17 protein-coding genes are annotated in these 22005 nt (G+C 45.3%); 8 read left to right on the top strand and 9 right to left on the bottom strand.

What is annotated here, in order from left to right; genetic code table 11:
- Positions 1 to 8: 8 nt before the first annotated feature.
- Entirely contained in the window at positions 9 to 296 is a 288-nt protein-coding gene (locus tag BN161_RS04405; protein ID WP_007664488.1) for a chaperone modulator CbpM, read from the top strand.
- 68 nt (positions 297 to 364) lie between these two features.
- On the opposite strand, the gene BN161_RS04400 is transcribed toward BN161_RS04405, so the two are convergent.
- From BN161_RS04400 to BN161_RS04385, 4 genes are read right to left on the bottom strand one after another with little or no spacing between them, the layout of a single operon-like run.
- Positions 365 to 2071 carry an acyl-CoA dehydrogenase family protein gene (locus BN161_RS04400; RefSeq protein ID WP_044263400.1) on the bottom strand — a complete coding sequence of 569 codons (1707 nt, stop codon included), beginning with the start codon at positions 2069 to 2071 and terminating at the stop codon, positions 365 to 367.
- Positions 2072 to 2091: 20 nt separating this feature from the next.
- A complete protein-coding gene (locus BN161_RS27970) occupies positions 2092 to 2736 on the bottom strand; it encodes an energy transducer TonB (RefSeq protein ID WP_052356176.1) in 645 nt (214 codons plus the stop codon).
- Between the two features lie 13 nt (positions 2737 to 2749).
- Positions 2750 to 3769: an electron transfer flavoprotein subunit alpha/FixB family protein gene (locus BN161_RS04390; RefSeq protein WP_044263399.1), complete on the bottom strand. Its 1020-nt coding sequence runs from the start codon at positions 3767 to 3769 to the stop codon at positions 2750 to 2752.
- A gap of 5 nt (positions 3770 to 3774) precedes the next feature.
- A complete protein-coding gene (locus tag BN161_RS04385; protein ID WP_044263398.1) occupies positions 3775 to 4668 on the bottom strand; it encodes an electron transfer flavoprotein subunit beta/FixA family protein in 894 nt (297 codons plus the stop codon).
- Positions 4669 to 4973: 305 nt separating this feature from the next.
- On the opposite strand from BN161_RS04385, the gene BN161_RS04380 reads away from it, so the two are divergent.
- From BN161_RS04380 to BN161_RS04355, 6 genes are all read left to right on the top strand, one after another.
- Entirely contained in the window at positions 4974 to 5756 is a 783-nt protein-coding gene (locus BN161_RS04380; protein WP_044263397.1) for a polyphosphate polymerase domain-containing protein, read from the top strand.
- 17 nt (positions 5757 to 5773) lie between these two features.
- On the top strand, positions 5774 to 6445 hold the full coding sequence (locus BN161_RS04375; RefSeq protein ID WP_007217367.1) for a DUF4956 domain-containing protein: 672 nt from the start codon (positions 5774 to 5776) through the stop codon (positions 6443 to 6445).
- A complete protein-coding gene (locus BN161_RS04370) occupies positions 6442 to 7188 on the top strand; it encodes a DUF2490 domain-containing protein (RefSeq protein WP_044263396.1) in 747 nt (248 codons plus the stop codon). The genes BN161_RS04375 and BN161_RS04370 overlap by 4 nt, the downstream gene beginning before the upstream one ends.
- Positions 7189 to 7225: 37 nt before the next feature.
- A complete protein-coding gene (locus BN161_RS04365; protein WP_044263440.1) occupies positions 7226 to 9127 on the top strand; it encodes a carbohydrate-binding domain-containing protein in 1902 nt (633 codons plus the stop codon).
- Between the two features lie 216 nt (positions 9128 to 9343).
- The gene (locus tag BN161_RS04360) at positions 9344 to 10558 is read left to right on the top strand and encodes a sensor histidine kinase (RefSeq protein WP_044263395.1); all 1215 of its coding nucleotides are present in this window, start codon (positions 9344 to 9346) and stop codon (positions 10556 to 10558) included.
- 19 nt (positions 10559 to 10577) lie between these two features.
- Positions 10578 to 11321, top strand: a complete 744-nt coding sequence (locus tag BN161_RS04355) for a LytR/AlgR family response regulator transcription factor (RefSeq protein ID WP_007214849.1) — start codon at positions 10578 to 10580, stop codon at positions 11319 to 11321.
- 43 nt (positions 11322 to 11364) lie between these two features.
- Here the strand turns inward: BN161_RS04355 and BN161_RS04350 are convergent, their stop codons facing one another.
- Positions 11365 to 12552 carry a C1 family peptidase gene (locus BN161_RS04350; RefSeq protein WP_044263437.1) on the bottom strand — a complete coding sequence of 396 codons (1188 nt, stop codon included), beginning with the start codon at positions 12550 to 12552 and terminating at the stop codon, positions 11365 to 11367.
- 94 nt (positions 12553 to 12646) lie between these two features.
- On the opposite strand from BN161_RS04350, the gene BN161_RS04345 reads away from it, so the two are divergent.
- Positions 12647 to 13495, top strand: a complete 849-nt coding sequence (locus tag BN161_RS04345; protein ID WP_044263435.1) for a patatin-like phospholipase family protein — start codon at positions 12647 to 12649, stop codon at positions 13493 to 13495.
- Positions 13496 to 13823: 328 nt separating this feature from the next.
- Here the strand turns inward: BN161_RS04345 and BN161_RS04340 are convergent, their stop codons facing one another.
- The 4 genes from BN161_RS04340 to BN161_RS04325 are packed head-to-tail and all read right to left on the bottom strand — an operon-like array spanning position 13824 to position 21675.
- Positions 13824 to 15425 (bottom strand): glycoside hydrolase family 32 protein, encoded by a 1602-nt coding sequence (locus tag BN161_RS04340; RefSeq protein WP_044263394.1) that lies wholly within the window; start codon positions 15423 to 15425, stop codon positions 13824 to 13826.
- 9 nt (positions 15426 to 15434) lie between these two features.
- Positions 15435 to 16838, bottom strand: a complete 1404-nt coding sequence (locus BN161_RS04335; protein WP_044263393.1) for a DUF4960 domain-containing protein — start codon at positions 16836 to 16838, stop codon at positions 15435 to 15437.
- A 22-nt stretch (positions 16839 to 16860) separates the two neighbouring features.
- Complete coding sequence (locus BN161_RS04330) at positions 16861 to 18594, bottom strand: RagB/SusD family nutrient uptake outer membrane protein (protein ID WP_044263392.1); 1734 nt, start codon at positions 18592 to 18594, stop codon at positions 16861 to 16863.
- Between the two features lie 18 nt (positions 18595 to 18612).
- Entirely contained in the window at positions 18613 to 21675 is a 3063-nt protein-coding gene (locus BN161_RS04325; RefSeq protein ID WP_394332284.1) for a SusC/RagA family TonB-linked outer membrane protein, read from the bottom strand.
- Positions 21676 to 22005 lie beyond the last annotated feature (330 nt).

Genomic DNA, 22005 nt, shown 5'->3' with positions numbered 1-22005 from the left:
GTATCACTATGCAGAATGAATTAATCATAGTCAGCGAGTATTGTCGCAAGTGCCACATTGAGCCGTCGTTTATCGACTTATTACAGGAAGGTGGCCTGATAGAAGTAATGACCGAAGGTGGGGAACGCTATCTGACGTTTACTCAATTACCGGACATAGAACGTTACAGCCGCATGTATTATGACTTGTCCATCAATATTGAAGGGATTGATGCTATCCATCACCTGTTACAGCGTATGGAGGAGATGCAGAATGAACTTCATGAGCTGCGCAGTCAGTTGAGGTTGTTCCGGTAAAGGTGCTATTTATGACAAAGAAGGCTGTCTCATTGAGACAGCCTTCTTTGAATATAGTAATCGGTTAATTACTTGCGATAGCTTTCCAGCTCCTCAGCCTTGAACTTGCGGATAAAGTTGAAGTGTTTTTCTACTTCAGCTTCAGCATAGTTCAGATAAACAACAGCTGATTTTGCGAACAACTCAGGTGCTTTGGTTGCATCCTGAATGAGAAGATGAGACATTACGCATACAGCAGCCATTTCGTAAAGACGACGGGCTACGAAGTCCAGTAACTCTTGATTTGCAGCTTCTTTCGTTGCATTGGTGACAGCCTCAAACTTGTTCGTCATCTCTTTCAGTCGATCCATCAACGGTTGCATTTCTTCGCTGCAAGGAATTGCTTCATAATCACGGAGAGTAGCAGCATACGAACCGTTTGTTACATAACGGATAGCAGCTACGGTCTGTAATTGAGTAGTACCTTCATAGATGCTGGTGATACGTGCATCACGATAAATACGTTGGCAAGCATATTCCAACATGAAACCGGAACCACCATGAATCTGGATACAATCATAGGCATTCTGGTTTGCATATTCTGAGTTCATACCTTTAGCCAGCGGAGTGAAAGCATCAGCAAGCTTAGAATACTTCTTCTGTTCCTGACGTTCTTCCGGAGTCAGCTTACGTTCGCGGGAAATATCATCCAAAGCTTTATAAACATCTACGTAACGAGACGTTTGGTATAACAGAGCACGTCCGGCATCCAGTTTTGCTTTCATGATAGCTAGCATGTCATATACTGCCGGGAATTCAATAATAGCTTTATTGAACTGTTTACGATCTTTCGCATAAGCCAAACCTTCGTTGTAGGCAGCTTGTGACAGACCTACCGACTGTGCGGCAATACCCAAACGTGCACCGTTCATCAATGCCATTACATACTTGATCAAACCGAGTTTACGATCACCGCAAAGTTCAGCCTTTGCATTCTTATAAACAAGTTCACAAGTTGGAGAACCGTGAATACCTAATTTATTTTCGATACGGCGTACATCTACGCCACCTTCACGCTTATCATAGATAAACATGGAAAGTCCACGACCATCTCTGGTTCCTTCTTCCGAACGGGCCAGCACGAGGTGTAAGTCTGCATCACCATTCGTGATGAAACGCTTCACACCATTCAGACGCCAGCAACTTTCTTTTTCGTCGAAAGTAGCTTTCAACATTACACTCTGCAAGTCGGAACCTGCATCGGGCTCGGTCAAGTCCATAGACATGGTTTCTCCGGCGCAGATGCGGGGGATGAAACGGCTGTGCTGATCTTCGTTACCGAATTCGTACAGCGTTTCGATACAGTCCTGCAATGACCAGATGTTACCGAAACCGGCATCGGCGGCAGCAACAATCTCAGCACACATGGTATACGGAGTGATGGGGAAGTTCAGTCCACCAAAGCGACGCGGCATGGTCATACCGTTCAGGCCGGCCTTTACCATTGCGTCGAGGTTCTGGCGCGTACCGCTTGCATATTCCACGCGGCCGTTGGCACAGTGAGGACCTTCTTCGTCCACCCCTTCGGCGTTCGGGTTGATAATCTCTTCGGTGATTTCTCCGGTGATTTCGAGTACCTTGTCATAAGAGTCCATTGCGTCCGTATAGTCTTGCGGAGCATAATCGAACTTGTCTTTATCTTCGTATCCGCGCTCTTTCAGCTCGCAGATACGTTCCATCATTGGGTTGTTCAGCTGGAACTTCAATTCAGGAACTTCGGTATAAAAATTAGCCATATTGTTTCAATTGTTTTTTATTATAAACGAAAATTTACGGGAATGCTGAAGTTCATATTAACCGGTTGTCCTTCTATTTTCCCGGGAGTAAACTTGTAAGTCATTGTCAGGAACCCTACTACTCGCATAGCTTCTTTGTCCAGTTCCGGAGAAACGCTCTTTACAATTTCTGCATGCTTGGGATTGCCCTCTTTGTCTATAGAACATTTTATGATGACCAATCCTTGCTTCTTCTCTTTTACGGCCTGTGGAGGATACTTGGTGTATTGAGCTATCAGCTTCATGAGTTCCGTGTTTCCTCCGGGAAACTGGGGCAGTTCCATGTATGGAATGAAGTCCAGTTCTTTTCCATCAATATCATACAGATGCCCTGCGGGGGTAGAATATTTATCCAAGACCTCTTCCCGCTTTAAGGCTCCGTTCTCATAATATTGTTTTAAGCTCTGTATGTGTCCTGCCTTATATGTAAAGGTTAAGCGCAGTTGTCCGTCCAGATAGTATTCCGTTCGTTGTCCTATCGGTCTTCCGTTTTTGTAGAAGCAAACTACGCTATCCTGTCCATTGGCATATGAATAGACGTGTTTGCCATCTTTCGGAGATTTGCTTTGGGCATTCAGTATTCCGCATAGGCAGAATAAGCATAAAGCAATGACGATTCCCTTCATTTCGCTTGTAAATTTACTTACTGTTTTGTTTATAGTATTTGATCATCTTAGGAATGACTTCTTCTACCGTACCGTTAATTACATAATCGGCAATGGTATTGATAGGAGCATTCTCGTCATTATTTACAGAGATGATAATACCACTTTCCTGCATACCGGCAATGTGCTGGATTTGTCCGGAGATACCGCAGGCGATATAGAGCTTCGGACGTACCGTAATACCAGTCTGGCCGATCTGACGATCATGGTCGCAGAAACCTGCATCGACGGCTGCGCGGCTACCGCCTACTTCCGCGTGCAGTTCCTTGGCCAGTTCAAACAGCATATTGAAACCTTCGCGGCTACCCATACCGTAACCACCAGCTACGACAATCGGAGCGCCTTTCAGGTTGTGTTTTGCTTTCTCCACGTGGCGGTCGATAACCTTCACTACATAGTCCGTAGTAGGCACGTATTTGGCAACGTCATGGTTGATAACTTCGCCTTGATACTTATCGTTAAGAATCTCTTTCTTCATTACGCCTTCGCGAACGGTTGCCATTTGTGGGCGATGTTCGGGGTTGACGATGGTTGCCACGATATTACCACCGAATGCGGGACGGATCTGATATAACAGGTTTTCATATACCACACCTGCTTTTTTATCTTCGTGTTCACCGATTTCCAGTGAAGTACAGTCAGCAGTGAGGCCGCTGGTCAGTGCAGAAGAAACGCGCGGACCGAGGTCACGACCGATAACAGTGGCGCCCATCAGACAGATCTGCGGTTTTTCTTCCTTGAACAGATTGATAAGTACGGAAGAGTGAGGCAGTGAAGTATAAGGGAACAAGCCCGGAGCGTCGAAGACGTGAAGACGGTCAACGCCGAAGGGCAATACTTGTTTTTCGATGCCTGCAAGGTTAGTACCGGCAACAACGGCTTCCAGTTGGCAGCCTAGTTGGTTAGCTAACTTGCGTCCTTTGGTAAGGAGTTCGAGACTTACTTCGGCAACTATGGTGCCTTCAAGCTCACAATATACAAATACGTTATTCATAACTTTTATCCGATGGTGTGGTTAGCTAACAGTTCAACAATAAGATCTTCTACATCCTGGTCGCTTCCGGTCAGTGTACGGCTTTCTTTGGCTTGGAAAGAGATGTTCTGAATGGTTTTTACTTTAGTGGGCGAACCGCTGAGACCGCATTGCGCTAGGTCACCGTTCACGTCTGCCACACTCCATTCGGTGATGTTCAGATAAGGGTACTTCTCGTAGAGGTCGGCATAAGGCAGGGTAGCACCTTCTTTGATGATAGCTGCTTTTTCCTGTGCGCCAAGAGCACGTTTGTACTTCTGTACCAGCTTAGCGTTGCGTGGGCGGCAGGGAGCTGCACTTCCGTTCACTGTGATAACGATGGGCAGAGGGCCTTCTACAGTTTCCACACCACCGTCAATATGACGTTTCACGACAACACGGCCGGTAGTTTTCTCCACATTCAGAATTTCTTCGGCATAAGTGATCTGTGTCAGACCGAGCTTTTCAGCAACTTGCGGACCCACTTGAGCCGTGTCACCGTCGATAGCCTGGCGTCCGCCGATGATGATGTCATACTCGCCTATCTTCCTGATGGCAGTAGCAAGAGCGTACGAAGTGGCAAGGGTATCTGCACCTGCAAAAGCACGGTCGGTCAAGAGATAGCCGTTGTCGGCACCGCGGAACATTCCTTCACGAATAACTTCGGCTGCGCGTCCCGGTCCCATTGTCAGGATGGTTACGGTAGAGCCCGGATGTGCATCTTTCAGTCGGAGGGCTTGCTCAAGAGCGTTCAAGTCTTCGGGGTTGAAGATGGCGGGGAGTGCCGCACGGTTAATGGTTCCGTCGGCTTTCATGGCATCTTTCCCAACATTACGTGTGTCGGGAACTTGTTTAGCCAATACTACGATTTTCAAACTCATGTTATTAATTATTAGTATTAGTATTTCTTTGGAGTGTCATCGCCGGGAATAGGAGTAGGAGGTACACGGTGTCCAGCTACTGAAATTATCCGGTTAACTAATTATCAGCGTGCAAAATTAGTCAAACTGTTCGTTCTGACAAGAAATGCGGGCAAAAAATGCACATACAGAACGGTTTTGAGCAAAAGAGGGTAGAAAAACTACATTGTTTTTGATTGTGTTTATCGTTAAAAATCACTTGTTGGTTGAATCTATTTTCTTTGTTTCACTCCTGCGGTTACATTTGTCGCAGAAACGAAACAGGTATGATAACAGAAGAAACATTGAAGGATATAGCGGAAATGTTGGATATATTCGGTCCTGTCACGCTGGAAGAAATGAGTGGTATCCGATTGATGAACAGGACGGATACGAAATATCTGCTGCCCTTGGAAACGTTGACTGTGCTTTTGCATTATGCTGCCGCCGACTATCGTGTACAGGAAGTGACGGGAGAACGGAACATTGCCTATCATACTGTTTATCTGGATACTGTAGACAAAGCAATGTATCGGGCACATCAAAACGGACGGGCGGTACGTGAGAAAATCAGGGTACGTACCTATGTTGCTTCCCAATTAACTTTTCTTGAAGTCAAAAATAAGAATAATAAAGGTCGCACGGACAAGCGGCGTATACGCATCACTGCTCTTGATGAACTGTCTGCTGAAGATGTGGATGACTTCTTGTCTTTGTATGCCTGGTACAAGCTGCCGCAATTGTCTCCACAGTTGGAGAATCGTTTTCAGCGCATTACTCTTGTCAACCGGACAATGACGGAACGGCTTACTATTGATACGGATATTTGCTTCCGAAATCTGGTGAACGGGAATTATGCTGCCTTGCCACGTCTTGCTGTGGTGGAGTTAAAGCGAGACGGGCGTACACCATCGCCCATCCGCGATATATTAAACCGCTTGCATGTACATCCCGCAGGTTTTAGTAAATATTGCATGGGTTGTGTACTGACGGATGAAGACTTGAAACAGAACCGCTTCAAACCGAAAGTATGTAAAATGAGGAAGACAGAAATTCCCCGAAATATATAAATATTAATAAATAGTATATGAACGATTTTGCTGAATTAGCCTTTATGGAGACGCCGCTTATAGATGCGGCTGGATTTATGGAATTGATATTGCGCTTCGTTCTCAACATGGTGGTGGTGGTTGCCATTATTCGTTTCTTTTATTACCCGAAGAGCCGTCGTCGCGATTACTTCTTCACATTTACGCTTATCAGTATCAGCATTTTTCTGATGATATTCCTGTTGGGCAGTGTGAAACTGAAAATAGGGTTTGCACTTGGATTGTTTGCTATCTTCGGCATAATTCGCTACCGGACAGAGTCGATGCCTGTGCGTGAGATGACCTACCTGTTTGTGATTATAGCTATTTCTGTCATCAACGCTCTGTCTGTACAGTTGAGTTATGCCGAACTGACGGCAACAAACTTATTATTTATTCTGTGTATCTGGTTATGCGAAAGCAATCGTTGGCTGAAACATATCTCATGCAAGCTGGTGCAGTATGATCGTATTGAACTGATTACCCCGCAACGCAGGGCAGAATTGATTATGGATCTGGAAAATAGAACGGGACTTAGCATCACGAAAGTAGAAGTGGGCCATATCGATTTCCTGCGAGATGCAGCGATACTGAAGGTTTATTATGAACCGGAGAGTGAAGAGATAAATACAATTGATACATTAAGGCGGATACCGAGGGAAGGAGAATGAAGAAAATGAATAGACAAATAATCTTACTGGCTGTTTTTCTCTGCACAATGGTTGCAGGAGTATATGCCCAAAGTGATGACTTCGGCATTTGGACCAGTGCCGAGGTAAAGAAGAAAATCTTCCCGGGCTTTGATGCTTCGGTGGAAGGTGAATTCCGTACTCGTGATGGTGTGGATAATGTTGAACGCTGGTCTGCGGGGGCGGGTGTGGCTTATCGTATCACTTCTTTTTTGAAGGTGGATGGCGGATATACTTTTATTTATAGCCATCGTCCGGGAGAGATGACCAAGAAAGGCAATTATGTTTCTGACTACTGGTCACCCCGTCATCGTATGTACTTGTCTTTGACAGGTAAGTTGAACTGGCAACGCTTTGAATTTTCCTTGCGCGAACGTTACCAGTATACGTATCGTACTTCGCAACTTATTTCCAAGTACGATGGAGACGATGGTTCCCAAAAAGCAGATGAGGAAATTACCGGCAAAAGTAAGAATGTACTTCGTTCACGCTTGCAGGCTGAATGGAATATTAAGAAATCTCGTTTTGCACCTTATGCTTCTTGTGAATTATATCATTCCATGTCCGATAGTTGGGCACTGGATAAAACTCGCTGGACACTGGGTACCGGATACAAAATCAATAAGAAGAATTCACTCGATTTTTTCTATCGGTATCAGAATCATGCAGATGATGACGAGACGAACGGGCACGTAGTAGGTGCGGGATATACGTTTAAGTTTTAAGTGAATGATTTATTAGTCACATAAATAAATGATGGAAATGAAACGAATACAGAAAATAGGGATTTATGCAGTGTGTTTCTGCTTGTGTGTCGCCTGTAGTGCTGATAGTCCTTTTGATGATTGGGGAGAGAACGGAACGGATGGGGGAACGACCCCCGGTGGAAGTTCAGGCAGTTCGGATGCTTCGGGTACATTACTTGACTTTGATGTTTCGTGGGAAGATATAGCCGATAATTCATATGTTGAAATAGCTGAAACTATCATAACCGATAAGAATGATGACGAATATGATGACTTTATAGAGAATTCATCATTCGCTTCTTCCATACAAATAGCATATGCTAATGGTTCGGCAACGGTGATAGGCTCTGTGAGTGGGGTTACAGTAACCACAAACGGAGCACATGTCACAGTAAATGCATCCGTAGCAGGTGTGGAATATGTGCTTAGTGGTTCGGCATCCAACGGCTCTTTCAAGGTATACAGTGATAAGAAGTTTAAACTGACTCTTGCGGGTGTTTCGCTGACTAATGACAGCGGGGCGGCAATCAATATCCAGTCCGGCAAGCGTGTTTTTGTAGAAGTGAAGACAGAAACGGAGAACTATCTGGCAGATGCTTCTTCTTACTCCACCGTAACGGGCGAAGATGAAAAAGGATGCTTTTTTAGTGAAGGACAACTTATTTTTAGCGGTACGGGTGCACTGACTGTGACAGGTAATTACAAGCATGGTATTTGTAGTGACGACTATGTGCGTTTGCGTAGCGGCTGCCATATTACCGTAGCTTCTGCCGTGAAAGATGGGATTCATACGAATGATAAAATCATTATTGGTGGTGGTATCCTGAAGGTGAAAGCATCTGGTGACGGGTTGGACTGTGAAAAAGGATTTATTGATATACGGGGCGGACTTATCAAGGCTGACATCTCTGGTGATGCCTCTAAAGCGGTAAAGGCGGAAACGGATATCACGCTCAGTGGTGGGCAGTTGATTCTGCTGACTTCGGGTTCTGCGGTCTATGAAGACAATGATCTGAGTTCTGCCGCAGGCATCAAGTGTGATGGTAACCTGGTGATGAATGGTACTACTCTTTCAGTCAAAAGTACGGGGGCTGCCGGTAAAGGTATTAATTGCGACGGAACTCTGAGCATCGATAATAGTACGGTGAAGATTATCACTACTGGTAAACAGTATGTCTATAATCGTCTGGATTCCTCCGCCAAAGGCATTAAAGCAGACGGTAATTTGACCATCAATTCCGGTACTATCTGGGTGAAGACCCCGGGTGGTGAAGGAAGTGAAGGGATTGAAAGTAAAAGTACCCTTATGGTGAATGGCGGTGACGTCAGCATCTATTCTTATGATGACTGTATGAATGCTTCTAAAAGCATTGTTATCAACGGTGGTAATATCTATTGTTACAGCAGTGGAAATGATGGTGTCGATTCTAACGGTACCCTGACTATTACCGGTGGTACGATTGTCTCTATCGGTACTACATCTCCCGAGGAAGGATTTGACTGCGATCAGAATACTTTTAAGATAACAGGAGGAACTATCTTGGGAATCGGTGGCGGCACTAGTACTCCCACGTCCAGCGTTTGTACACAACGCACGGTTGTCTATGGCGGTTCGGGTAGTAAAGGTACGCTTTTGAGTATTCAAGGTACTGATCAGGTGATGTCTTACACTATTCCCCGTGCTTATTCGCAAATGACATTGTTGTTCAGCAGTTCGAAGTTGGCATCGGGCACCACTTATACGATTTATACAGGCGGTTCGGTGACCGGAGGTACTGAATTCTATGGACTGACTGTTGGTGGAATCTATACAACAGGTTCACAGGTAGCGACTTTTACGCCCAGCAGTATGGTGACTTCGGTAGGAAACGTATCTTCCGGAGGTCCCGGTGGTGGCGGAGGTGGTTGGCATTGGTAATGAGAACTTTGCCGATGAAAAGCTCCTCCTCGTCTATTTCTTTTGTTAGTTAATCGAAAGTCTGCTATATTTGCTGATGATCTTTATTAGGAGTTAAAGGAGTTATCGCTTCGCTTAGGAGTTAAAGGGAGTTAGAAGCCGATACTCTTGCCAATGATTTTCAGAAGTATCGGCTTCTAACTCCTTTAACTCCTACATAAACTTAAAAAACAAACCATGAAGAAAGTGTTTGCCCGTGCTACCTATAAACGTTACCTGCCGGAAATGATGATCTACATTGCTGTGTGGCTTATCGTACTGATGGTGCCGGTGGTAAGCAATTTCTTCGAACTTTTATCGGGTAAGGTGGAAGTGATGCGATGGAAAGGAGTTTTTATTTTATGGCTCAATGTGCTGCCATTCTTTTTCCTTTTCTTATTGAATAATCGTGTGCTTGCTCCTTTCCTTTTCCTGAAGCAGAAAGTGGTAGTGTATGTAGTAGTTGCCATATTATTATCTACGGTCACTTTCTGGGTAGTGGATATGGTGTCTCCCAGTCGTCCTGTCATGAAGCGGCAGCAAATAGAACAGAGAATACGCGACCGGGGAAAGGAAGGTTCCGGGCCGAGAGAGCATGATGCTCCTGGTAAGCCTTCGGGACCGGATATGCCGTCTGTACGGGGGGAACGTCCTGATCCTCGGCATTCTGACTTTTCGCGTCCGCCTTTCGAAGAGATGCCTTTCTTTGTGCCGCTGTTTCGTGGTCCTTTTCTGGGGCGCATGCTGATAGCTTTGCTTATGTTCAGTTTCAACATTGCTGTTAAGCTGTTTTTTAAGTCAGTACGCGATCAGGAGGCTATGAAAGAACTGGAGCATAACAATCTTCAGACGGAGTTGGATTATCTGAAATACCAGATAAATCCGCACTTCTTCATGAATACTCTCAATAATATACATGCATTGGTGGATATTGATACGGAGAAGGCCAAACAAACCATTGTCGAGCTTTCACGGTTAATGCGCTATGTGCTTTATGAATCGAATAACCGCTTGATATCGCTTTCCAAGGAGTTGCAGTTTCTCAATCATTATATAGAGTTGATGCGCATCCGCTATACGGATAAAGTGCGGATAGATGTGTCTTTTCCTACGGATACGGGCGAAGTACAAGTACCGCCCCTATTGTTCGTTTCGTTTGTGGAGAATGCTTTTAAGCATGGTGTCAGTTATCAGCATGTTTCATTCGTATCAGTCTGTTTGCAGGTGGTGGGAGAGGAAATTCATTTCGTTTGTTCCAACAGTAATTATTATAGGTCCGAAGATCAGCACCACGGTATCGGTCTTGATAATATCCGTAAGCGTTTGCGTCTGTTGTTCGGTGAGCGTTATAAACTATCTATTGATGATACGGCCGATTGCTTTGATGTGCAGTTGTTTGTGCCGGTGAGTTAATACAGAATGGAGGTATATTATGATAAATTGTATAGCTATTGATGATGAGCCGTTGGCTCTTACCCAACTGACGGGATATATCTCCCGTGTACCTTTTCTGAATCTTGTAGCTTCCTGTCAAGACGCTTTCGATGCTATGAGTGTTCTTTCCGCACAAAAGATTGATCTGATGTTTGTTGATATCAATATGCCCGATCTGAATGGGATGGACTTTGTACGTTCCCTGACGGAAAAGCCGTTGGTCATCTTCACAACAGCTTATTCGGAGTATGCCGTCGAAGGCTTCAAAGTAGATGCACTGGATTATCTGCTGAAACCGTTTGGCTTTCAAGACTTCCTGAAGGCGGTGGATAAAGCGTATAAATGGTGGGAATTTCGTACTAAAGGTCATGGAACAGTTGCTCCACCGTCAACTCCGTCCGAACTTTCTTTCAATGACGGTACTCTGTTTGTGAAGAGTGATTACCGCGTTACGCGTATCAACCTGGCAGATATTAAATATATTGAGGGAATGAGTGAATACGTACGTATCTTTGTAGAAGGAGAGGCTAAGCCCATTATGCCTTTACTCAGCATGAAGCGTCTGGAAGAAACTTTGCCTCCCTCTCAGTTTATGCGGGTACATCGTTCTTATATTGTCAATTTGAAAAAGATAACGGAAGTTTCTCGCTTGCGCATCGTTTTTGGAGAGACCTATATTCCGGTAGGAGAGAATTATAAGGATCAGTTTACGGAATATATTAATAGTAGGATGATGAAATAGTGATAAGGTGATCACTCTATCACCTTATCACTCTATTTATCACTTATTTAACTCCCAGCTTCTTTAACAATGCTTTGGGCACTGCATCTTTGTGTACCAGGATATTGATAGTTTTGTAAGCAACGAAAGGTTTAGAAGCATACCAAGTACCTTTGTATTTGTTGTTGGTACCCCAAGAGTTCTTTACCATGTAGTATTCCTTACCGTTCTGGTCTTTGGCGGTACCGTAGATAAGCATACCGTGGTCATCGGTAGTTTCCCAATTGTCGAATGCTGTTTGGCGCATTTCCTGAGTTACGGTGATTTCCGGTAATGGACGGGAAGTCAGTTCTTTGCGTTTGTCGGCAGCAGTAAGACCTGTCCAGCGTGCCATGTCAGAACCGGTGAGTTCGGCACCACGATCCGCGTCGGGCATAACGGCGATACCGTCACGAGTGAAACCGCTTTCGCTGACGTCGCTACCCCAAGCTACAGTGTAACCGTTGTTAACGGCATTGTCGATAACAGACATGAATTCCATCAAAGGCAGGTTATAAGAAAGGCCGTTACGCCAGTTGTCCTGAATTTCGATGTTCATCTGAGTGTAGAATGGATGGTGGGTAAATGAAGTCAGAGATATGTAATCGTCCGGATTGATTCCGAGGGATTCGGCAAATGTCTTCGGAGTATATTCTTTTCCTTTGTAAGTGAAGTTTTCGGGGCACTTGCCGAGGTAAGTATCATAGATAGAGCACAGGCCTTTCTTCCATACCGGAGTCAGTTTGGTCAGTTTGCCTTTGGCAATAGCGTTTACGTAAGCACCGGCCACGGCATCCAACTCGTTGTGTACCGGCAATGTGTCACCGTACATGATGCCCGGCATAGCTTCCTGCGGAACAAGACCGTAGTTTCTCAGGCAGAACATGATGTCGTAGAAGCTTCCACCGGGTGAGAAAGAACTGTCACCGTGATAGCGTACGTAGTTCACGCCGCGGTCCATCATGGTATGGTGCACCACAAACATTTCTGATAAATCATATTCGCCTTTGCCCATACGCAACAATTCGCTTTCAAGGAAACCAAGAGCCGAAAAACTCCAGCATGTGCTGGAACGGTTTTGGTTTTTAACAGAAGTAATCGGGTTTTCTTTAACGGTTGTGAAGATGAAGCCTTCTTCCGCTTTCGGAGTGTCCTGTGCTGACACATTGAAACTCAATAAGCCTAAAGTGGCAATAAGTATTGACTTTTTCATCATGATTAAATTGATATTAAATGGTTGTTACTGCCACAAAGATAGGGAGATTTCGGAAACAAAAGCTATCTTTGGAGTGTTTTATCAGATAATTATGGAGAAAAAGATACATATCAACCCCCAAACAGGATTGGTTCTTGAAGGCGGCGGCATGCGTGGTGTCTTCACTTGTGGCGTGCTGGACAGCTTTATGGACCGTGGCATCCGCTTCCCCTATACTATCGGAGTCAGTGCCGGAGCATGCAATGGACTTTCTTATATGTCCGGCCAGCGCGGACGTGCCAAGTACAGTAACATTGACTTACTGGAGAAATATCAGTATATCGGGTTGAAATATTTGTTGAAGAAACGTAATATAATGGACTTCGATCTGCTGTTCCAGGAATTCCCCGAGCATATTCTTCCTTATGATTATGAAGCATATTTCTCTTGTCCGGAGCGTTATGAAATGGTGACTACAAATTGTGTGACGGGCGAGGCGAACTATTTTGAGGAGAAACGGGACAAGCATCGTGTGATTGACATTGTGCGTGCTTCAAGCAGCCTGCCTTTTGTCTGCCCTATTGCTTATGTGGATAATGAGCCGATGCTTGACGGAGGTATTGTCGACAGTATTCCTCTGATGCGTGCCAGGAGTGAGGGATTTACTCATAATGTGGTAGTGCTTACCCGTAACCAAGGATATCGTAAAGAAGCGAAGGATATGCATATACCTTCTTTCCTGTATCGTAAATACCCAAAGATGCGTGAGGCTTTAAGCCGCCGTTGTCGTGTGTACAACGAGCAGTTGGAGATGGTGGAACGTATGGAAGCGGCAGGAGAGATTACTGTAATCCGTCCGCAGAAACCTGTAACGGTCGACCGTATAGAACGGGATATCAGGAAATTGACTGATTTGTATGAGGAAGGTTATGCATGTGCGGCGAAGTATGACTTTCAGTGATTAATCAAAATATTGTAAATGTATTGCCAGATAATGATTGCCACTTTATAGCAATCATTATCTGGCAATGCGTTTCTTTATTCTTAATCTTTATCGGCCTACAAACTTTAGTCAGTCTGATATGAACAATCCAATGATTCGTTCACTATATTAAACTGAGGGTATTTCCCACTAGGACTGAAGGCACTTCCCACTAGGACTGAAGGTACTTCCCACTAGGACTGAACTCGTGTTTCACAACGACTGATCGTGTTGGAACACCAAGCGCATTGTCACACAGATGGTTACGTGGTATGTGAAACTCAGTGTTACTCTGTGGTGAATTAACTCAGTAATAGTTAACTTTCACAGTACTTACTTCCACCGTTCCCGAATAACTATTAATAGACCATGGATTCTTCTGCATACCATATATGCGGTTTGTATAAGCTACATTGTCATTGATATAAACCACGCAGACAGAGTTGTCCGTACAGATAGTTACATTATAAGTATTATCTGCAGGTCTGTCGAACAGATAACCGTCTATTCCGTCGATGAATCCTTTACCTTCTTCACCTTCTTCTTCGAAGTTTATCTTTCGCTTGTTATTGTTGTCTTCCGGGTTCACTATAATGGTATAATACTTTTTGGAGTCCGTGCCGCGTACCAGAGAGATACCGAATCTATCTGCATCGCCTGCCGTCTTTACGGTAAACGAAATCTTGTTGTTTACATTTAAGCGATTGAATAGGATATAAGCATTATCCGTCAGAGTATAGTTACCGTTGCTTTCTGATACTCCGCTACTCTTTTCCATCACTTTTACAGTAGAGGCGGTGGCATATTTCTGGCTGATACCTTCTACTAAGCCTAAAGTCAAAGTACCATCCGCATGCTGAACTACTTTATGTGCAACCAGGCTTCCTGCCCATTCCGGTTCGTTCGGAGAAGCTCCTACGGCAGTATTGTCATTGCCCGAGCGGGTGGGACACCATCCCCAGATGTAGCGGTTAGTTCCGTCCGAAGCCGTTTTGCCTGCATAGAAGCCACGTGAGTCAAGGAAACCTTCGTGGTTGTCGGGCCAGATGCCGGCATCGTTGGCGGTGGTTGCTTTCAGTTCTTCCAGTGTACGTCCCTTGAAATATTGAACTTTGCGTACGGCTGCATGCATCTCCGAGTAGACCAGATACCACCAGTCTCCCATCTTGAAGACATCGGGACATTCATAAAAGCGATCCCACATCATGGTCATGAATACACCTGCATGTTCCCAGGTCTTCATATCGGTAGAAGTATATTCGGCCAGTACACCTTTGCTGCTTTTAGTAGTGGAAACAAGCATATGGTATTTTCCGTCTTCACCTTCAAAAACGAAGGGGTCGCGGAAATCATTCTTGCTGTACCCGTCAGTGTCACCCTTCAGATAAAAAGTGCGGTTCTTGGTCCAGGTCTTGAAGTCAGCTGAGGTGGCGTACATCACTACCTGACCGTTCTCGGAAGAAGTAGGCTGATATTTGTTACCTGTATAGAAGGTATAGTACAATTGATCCGAAGGATTATAAATAGTACTACCCGTTCCGATAGCGGCATCCTGCTCCGACAATCCTCCGCAAGAGATCAGCTCACCCATAGATGTGTATGAAGCGGCGTCCTGAGTACTTACCGCCCATATCGGGTGGTAAGTGCCTGCTTGGTTCGGACGGTATTCCTGTAGATACATAACCTTGAAATCTTTTGCCTGTGGATCATAGAAAGGCATCGGATCGCCTACATAACCAACAGATGGCTTGTAGTAAGTATCAAACTTCATGGCATCTGCCGAAGCAAAATAAGTGGTGGTTCCGTCCCAGTCCTTCTGAGTTAAAACCGGATCATTGTCATCGCTACAGCTGCTGAAAGAAGTGATCATCAGAGCAGCCAGTGTGAGTGAATATATCATTGTTTTCATATATTAGTTTTATTTACCCGTTAAATAGTCAATTGCATTCTCTGTCAGTTTGGCTACATTGCCATGATATTTGTCTGTTGAAGCATCTATGCCGTAAGCATACCAGTCGTAACACCCTGAGCCGATACATACGATACCTCCGCGAGAGTCTTCAGGCAGATATTCCCATGCCACGATAGCACCATCGCCGCCATACCCCAGATCAACACCGCTATGATTGGTACGCCATACTTCATTCGTAGCGTAGCCGCCCCAGTCGGAACCGATGTGCCACTGTGCCGTACTGTTGGTGGTCCGGTAACCGGTATCGAAGGTATAGACCTTGTCTGTTTCACCGCTGTTCATCACCAGGTTCTGGTAGAGAGCGTGCGACTCGTGTCCCTGGATAAAGAAGTTCCATGCACCACCTGCTATTTCACCGGATTCTTCCGATTGCCCCCAACAGTTGTTCGGGTTGTTGCCGTCCAGGGTAGCACCCAGTTTGGCGGCATAATAAGTGGCATAGCGGGTAAGCAGCAGGTTCATGCCATTGTTATAAAGGTCTTTCATCTTTACCAATGCGTTGATTGCCGCAGGCGCTGCCTTTTCAAACTTATCCATGTTGTCGATGCCGCCGTCTATATGCAGATGCCACCACATGATTTCACATTCGCTCAGGTCTACTCTTCCTGCCTGCACATCTTCGAATGAGATATACTGCGAATTGGCAATATTGTTCAGCATCCAGGTTGCCGCTTCCTTTTCTTCCTGATTAAGTTCGTTCAGTGTAGCTGCCAGACCCACATATACGGCACTTGGTGCATCGGTCGGGATAACCGTTACCGTATAAACGGCAGATGCGGTGTTGTATGAAACAGTGAATTCTACAGGATTGCTGAAGTCAATAGCCTGTCCGGATGCCGGCATTACAATGGCTCCTGCCGAAGTTGTAATGATCGGAACCATGTTTTTGATATTGACTGAACTCGGCACACGTACGGTGATAGTACGTTTAGTCTGGTCGATAATTCCGGCATAAGCGTCATTCAGTTTGAAGGAGAGTATCCGCGCTTCATCATGCTTGATGTTGACGGTATAGTCCAGGAATACGTTTCCGTTAGTCACTTTTATCACTTGGGGGAATGAGAAGTTCAGCACATCGCCTGCCTTAACAGAGGCCTCGGCACCTTCGGATACTTCGATACCGGTAACTTTCATCGCGTCAGTGTCGTATACTTCGGGCACTGCCACAGTTACGGTCTTATTGGTCCGGTCTATCACCCCCGTATAGGTATCATTCAGTTCAAGGGCGGTGAGCCATGTGTCTCCGTCCAGTTTCAGGTCGGATGTATTATCATCGCTGCATCCCGGGAATGTTAACAACAGGACGGTTCCCAGTACAAGCAGATTTAGTTTATTCAGTATTGATTTCATAATGTTCTTCTTTTTTATAAGGTTACCAGTTACCACAATTCTGCGTATAGTTTCCGTTGCTGGCACTCATCTGTGCAAACGGGATAGGCAGATATTCATTTTTATTCTTAGTGAACGAGGCATTCGTGTAGATGGTGCAGTCGGCAGCTTCTTCGGCATAGAACTTATTCAGTACTTCGGCAGCTTCGCCCCATCTTACCAGGTCAAAGAAGCGCTCTGATTCCAGAGCCAGCTCTACACGACGTTCAAACTTCAACAATTTCAAGGCATCTGCCTGTGAGTAGCTTCCCGTATAAGGCTGAATGTTGAAACGTACGCCATATTCCATTTCGTAGTCGGCAATCATGGCTGTGCTTTGTTTAGCACGGTTACGTACTTCGTTAATCAGGCTGATAGCTTCGGCGATACGTCCGTCGTTCAGTTGGATCAGTGCTTCGGCACGCATCAACAATACATCCGAGTAGCGCAGTACGATGCGGTTCATCGGAGACCCCCACCAGGCACCCTTTATCAGGTAGTCGCCATCCGGGTCCACATTCTGCTTCAAGGTCACGTAATATCCGTAAAGTCCGTTGCTGCGGCTCCAGGTAGTCGACTGGTCCATCATGTAGTTCTTATTGAATTCATAAGGGAATCCCGGCATACCTACTGTCAGGAAGAGGCGTGGGTCAGCATAATCGGATTGCGAATTATAATCGGTGTTGTTAAAGGAATCCAGCAGCGGGTGTCCGTTAGCATCTGTTCTGAATGCGTTTACTAGATTTTGGCTCGGTTTGTAGAAGTCGCAACCACCATCGGTAACTCCCGGAATGTTGGGAACGATCAGACCGTAAGACCAGTTGCAGTTACCGTTATTGGTACCGTCGTTCATGGAGTATTGCATGGCCCACAAAGATTCCACGCCATTTTCATATTGAGGTTCCGGACGGAAGTTGTTGTGGAAATCTGATTCCAGCCCGTAGCCGCCTGCCGACATAATGGCATTGTCTGTGTATTGCACTACTTTCACCAGGTCTTCCGTGCTGAGGCTTGTCACTTCATGGTTGTCTGCATTATCCTGATGATAAGCTTTGTACAGATAAGTCTTTGCCAGATAGGCGGCTGCGGCGGCTTTGGCGGGGCGACCTTTGTCTGCCTGCTTCACGGGAAGGTTATCATAAGCAAACTGGAAGTCATCTGCAATCTGTTGCCAGCCTTCGTCATTGTTGTAAGTGGTGTTGGAGAGATAGTTATATTCTTCCGGTGACAAGTTGGCATCGTTGGCAAACGGGATCTTCTTGTACAGGCGTTTCAGCAAGAAGTGACCATGTGCGCGGAGGAATCTCATTTCGGCAATGCGTTGCTGCTTTAGTGAATAAGTATTTTCATCCACTTGTTCCAATAGTTGCAAAGCTGTATTGACACGTGAGATACAGTTGTAGAGGCGCTGCCACATATCGCTGATGTTCCATGCCGTAGTCATGATACCTTGTGAGATGTCCAGTGAGTGGAATACATCACCGTCTTCCGTACCGTTTCCTCCTTTGTAAGCGTCATCCGAGCGTACGTCATAGTTCCACATGGAGAAGGAAGAATTGATATCTTCGGCAGTAATCCATACTGCATAAGCAGAGATTACCAGATTGTCGATGTATGCCGGGTTCTTCAGCTGTTCGTCGCTGATGGTTCCCTGGGGGAGCTGATCTTCCAGAAAGTCGGTGCAACTGCCGCACATCAGTGAAAGACCTAAGACTGCTGTATATATTAATTTTTTCATAAGTAACTGATTTTATTGTTAAAAGCCTACATTAATACCGAAAGTTATATTCATCGGGATGGGGTAACCATAGTTGGCATTCTCAGGATCTACTCCGGTGAACTCCTTACTCTTGATGGTGAATACGTTCTGTACGCTCAGGTAGAAGCGCAGGCGTTCCATCTTCATCTTCTGGGCAAAGTTTTTCGGAACGTTGTAGCCCAACTGTATATTGCGTAACTTCAGGAACGAACCATTCTCAACAAAGTAAGTGGAAACACGTTTCTCATTGTTCGTATCGCTGCGTGACAATGCAGGAATGGTAGAGTGCGGATTGGTGGGTGACCATGCATCGAGTACTCGCTTACCTTTGTTTAGGAAACCGATATTGAGTCCACTCCAAAGGTCGGTCTCCTTCTTCAGGTCGCTGATAACATCTACTCCCTGAACACCTTGCCAGAACATGGTGAGGTCAAAATTCTTGTATTCAAGGTAGATGTTCAGACCATAGCTGAAGTCCGGAGTCGGATTGTAAATCCATTGCTGGTCTTTCTCGTTGATGATACCGTTGCCGTCCAAGTCGCGCCAGCGGATACGGCCTATTCCGGCACCTTCCTGAGTGGCATGGTTATCAATCTCTTCCTGTGATTTGAAGATGCCGTCAGCTACATAACCCACCTGCGAACCATTGGCGTGACCAATTACGCTTTGTACACCGTTACCACCGAAAGTGCCGTTGGCAGCTACTGTAGTTGGCAGTTTCGTGATTTCATTCCGGTAGGTGGATATGTTGGCGTTCAGGTCATATTTTAGTCCGAATCTCGTTTGATTGCGATAACCGAGATTCAATTCTACACCCACATTCTTCATTTCTCCCGCATTGATCCATTGACTGCTTCCTTCGCCCATAGCGGCGATACCTGCCATCTGTACCAGAATATCCGTTGTCTTTTTGTAGAACCAGTCGAATGAACCGTAAAGAGATTGTTTAAACAGTGAGAAATCGAGGCCCAGGTTCGTTTGTATGGTTGTTTCCCATTTAATGTTATCATTACCGATCTGATTACGTTTGAATCCGGATTGAAGGATGCTGCCACCATTGGTTCCGGCAATGTCGTAGGAAGTGCCATAGCTCTGACCGCCTGATTCCGTTACACCGTAGTTGGGAACATAAATTGTATAGCGGGCAATGTTCGAGATTTCCTGGTTACCGGTCTGCCCCCATGAACCGCGGACTTTCAGATCGTCAATCCAACTGAGGTTTTGCATGAACTTTTCACGGTTCAAGCGCCATCCCAGTGAGAAGGAAGGGAATGTGGCATAGCGGTTATTTTTACCGAAGCGTGAAGAACCGTCACGGCGTACTGTCATCGAGAGTAGGTATTTATCATCGTATGTATAATTCAGCTTTCCGAAGAAAGAAACCAATGAATAGCCTTCGCCCGAACCGTAAGCCTGAGCCGTACCGGAACCGGCATTCGGCCACATATAGTCGGGTGTCAGTATGGAATAATCTTCTTTATAACCCGAAAAATTGATATCATCTTCACGGTTCAGCTCCATACCCACCATGGCGTCTCCACGATGTTTGCCGATTTCCAGATTGTAGGTAGCGATGGCATTCCACATCCATTTCGTCCAGTGTTCCTGCTTGGCTTCTACGGCATTCTTATCATTTGCCACATTGCCTTCGGTGATGGGGTAGGTGAAGATGCGTTGTGATTTCTGTGCATAATCCAATCCGAAGGTGGAGCGGACATTGAATCCTTTGAAGGGGTTGAGGTTGATGTAGGCATCACCAAACATACGCCAGTAAGTATAGCGATTATCAGAGTTACGGTCCAGTCTCGCTACCGGGTTCTCACGGTCGGGATATCCGCCTACCGGACCTGCATATTCTCCATTGATGTCGTAAACGGGCAATGAGGGATTGAATTGCAATACATTTTGCAAGAATCCACCCGGTGCCTGCACCTCCGAAGTGCGGTTCAGTGTGAAGTGCTCTCCTATGGTCAGGAATTTGCCAATCAGATTATAATCAGAATTTATGCGGGCAGAGAAACGTTCGAAGTCACTGTCCTTGATGATACCTATATTCTTATAATAGCCCAGGGAGAAGAAAGAAGACCCCTTTTCCGAACCATTGCTTACTGATACATTGTACTGCTGGATAATACCTGTACGGGTTGTTTCATCGAACCAGTCGGTGTCGGCAGCCGGAACCGTATTGGCGGAATCCAGATACTTGGACATGCTGATGTTGTTCAGTTGAGGATAACCGTTTGCGTCATATCCCCAGCTATACTTATAGCCCAGTGCATTGGTGTTAGGATCCTGACCTTCGTTTACGTAAGCCTGCCACATGGCACGGCCATATTCTTCCGCATTCAGTACTTCCATCTTATTGGTATACATGGAAGCGGCGATAGAAGCATCGAAGTTAATCTTTATCTGTCCTTCTTTACCTTTCTTCGTAGTGATGATGATGACACCGTTTGCAGCGCGCGAACCATAGATAGAGGCAGAAGCCGCATCCTTCAATACCTGGATAGATTCGATATCATTGCCGTTCAGTTCGTGCATGCCCGATTTGGTAGGCACGCCGTCAATAATATAAAGAGGATCATTATTGTTCAAAGTCCCGACACCGCGAATGCGTACAGTGGCGTTTCCACTGGGATTACCGTCGGCTGTGATGTTCATACCGGGGACGCGTCCCTGTAATGCTTTGATCGGGTTGTTTTCGTTTTGCTTGGCAATCTCGTCTATGCTGACTACGGAAATGGCTCCGGTCAGGTCGGCCTTGCGTTGAGTAGTATAACCTGTGACTACGACTTCCTGTAGCAATTCCGATTCTTCTTCCAGAACGATATTCAGTGTAGCTTGAGCTTTCACATTCACAGTCTTGAATCCGATATACGAAATGGAGAGTTCTGCACCTTGTGGTACAGACAATGTAAAGTTGCCGTCGATGTCGGTTATGGTGCCGTTACTTGTCTGGTTGGTTTCTATGACAGTTGCACCGATAATGGATTCTCCGTCAGTCTTGGAAACCACTTTTCCTTGTACCGTCAGACGTTGGGCCTGAACCAGTGTACACATTATAAGAAAGAGTGCAAATAGAAGTGATCTTTTTATGCCTTCCATGTTTTTAGATTTTAATTAATATGCTTTTCATTTTGTAATCGCTGTGGATTACCTCTCAAAACATGCTTTCCCGAGTGATGTTTTGATGTTGCAAAGAAAGGGAATTAAGTGAAGATATGCTGTAATTTATGTTTCATAAGCTGGTATATTTGTAACAAAATAGAGGGCAGGTATCATATTTGCCAGCTTATGAAACATAAATGGCAGGCTATTTCTGTTTTATTCGCTTCCTTTGCAAAGTGCTTTCCCGAGCAACCCATTATTAATTAAATGTAATACCCAAAA

Source organism: Bacteroides timonensis (assembly GCF_000513195.1).
Classification (GTDB): Bacteria; Bacteroidota; Bacteroidia; order Bacteroidales; family Bacteroidaceae; genus Bacteroides; species Bacteroides timonensis.
The sequence above is the reverse complement of the archived record's forward strand: the minus strand, read 5'-3'. Positions and strand labels throughout refer to the sequence as shown.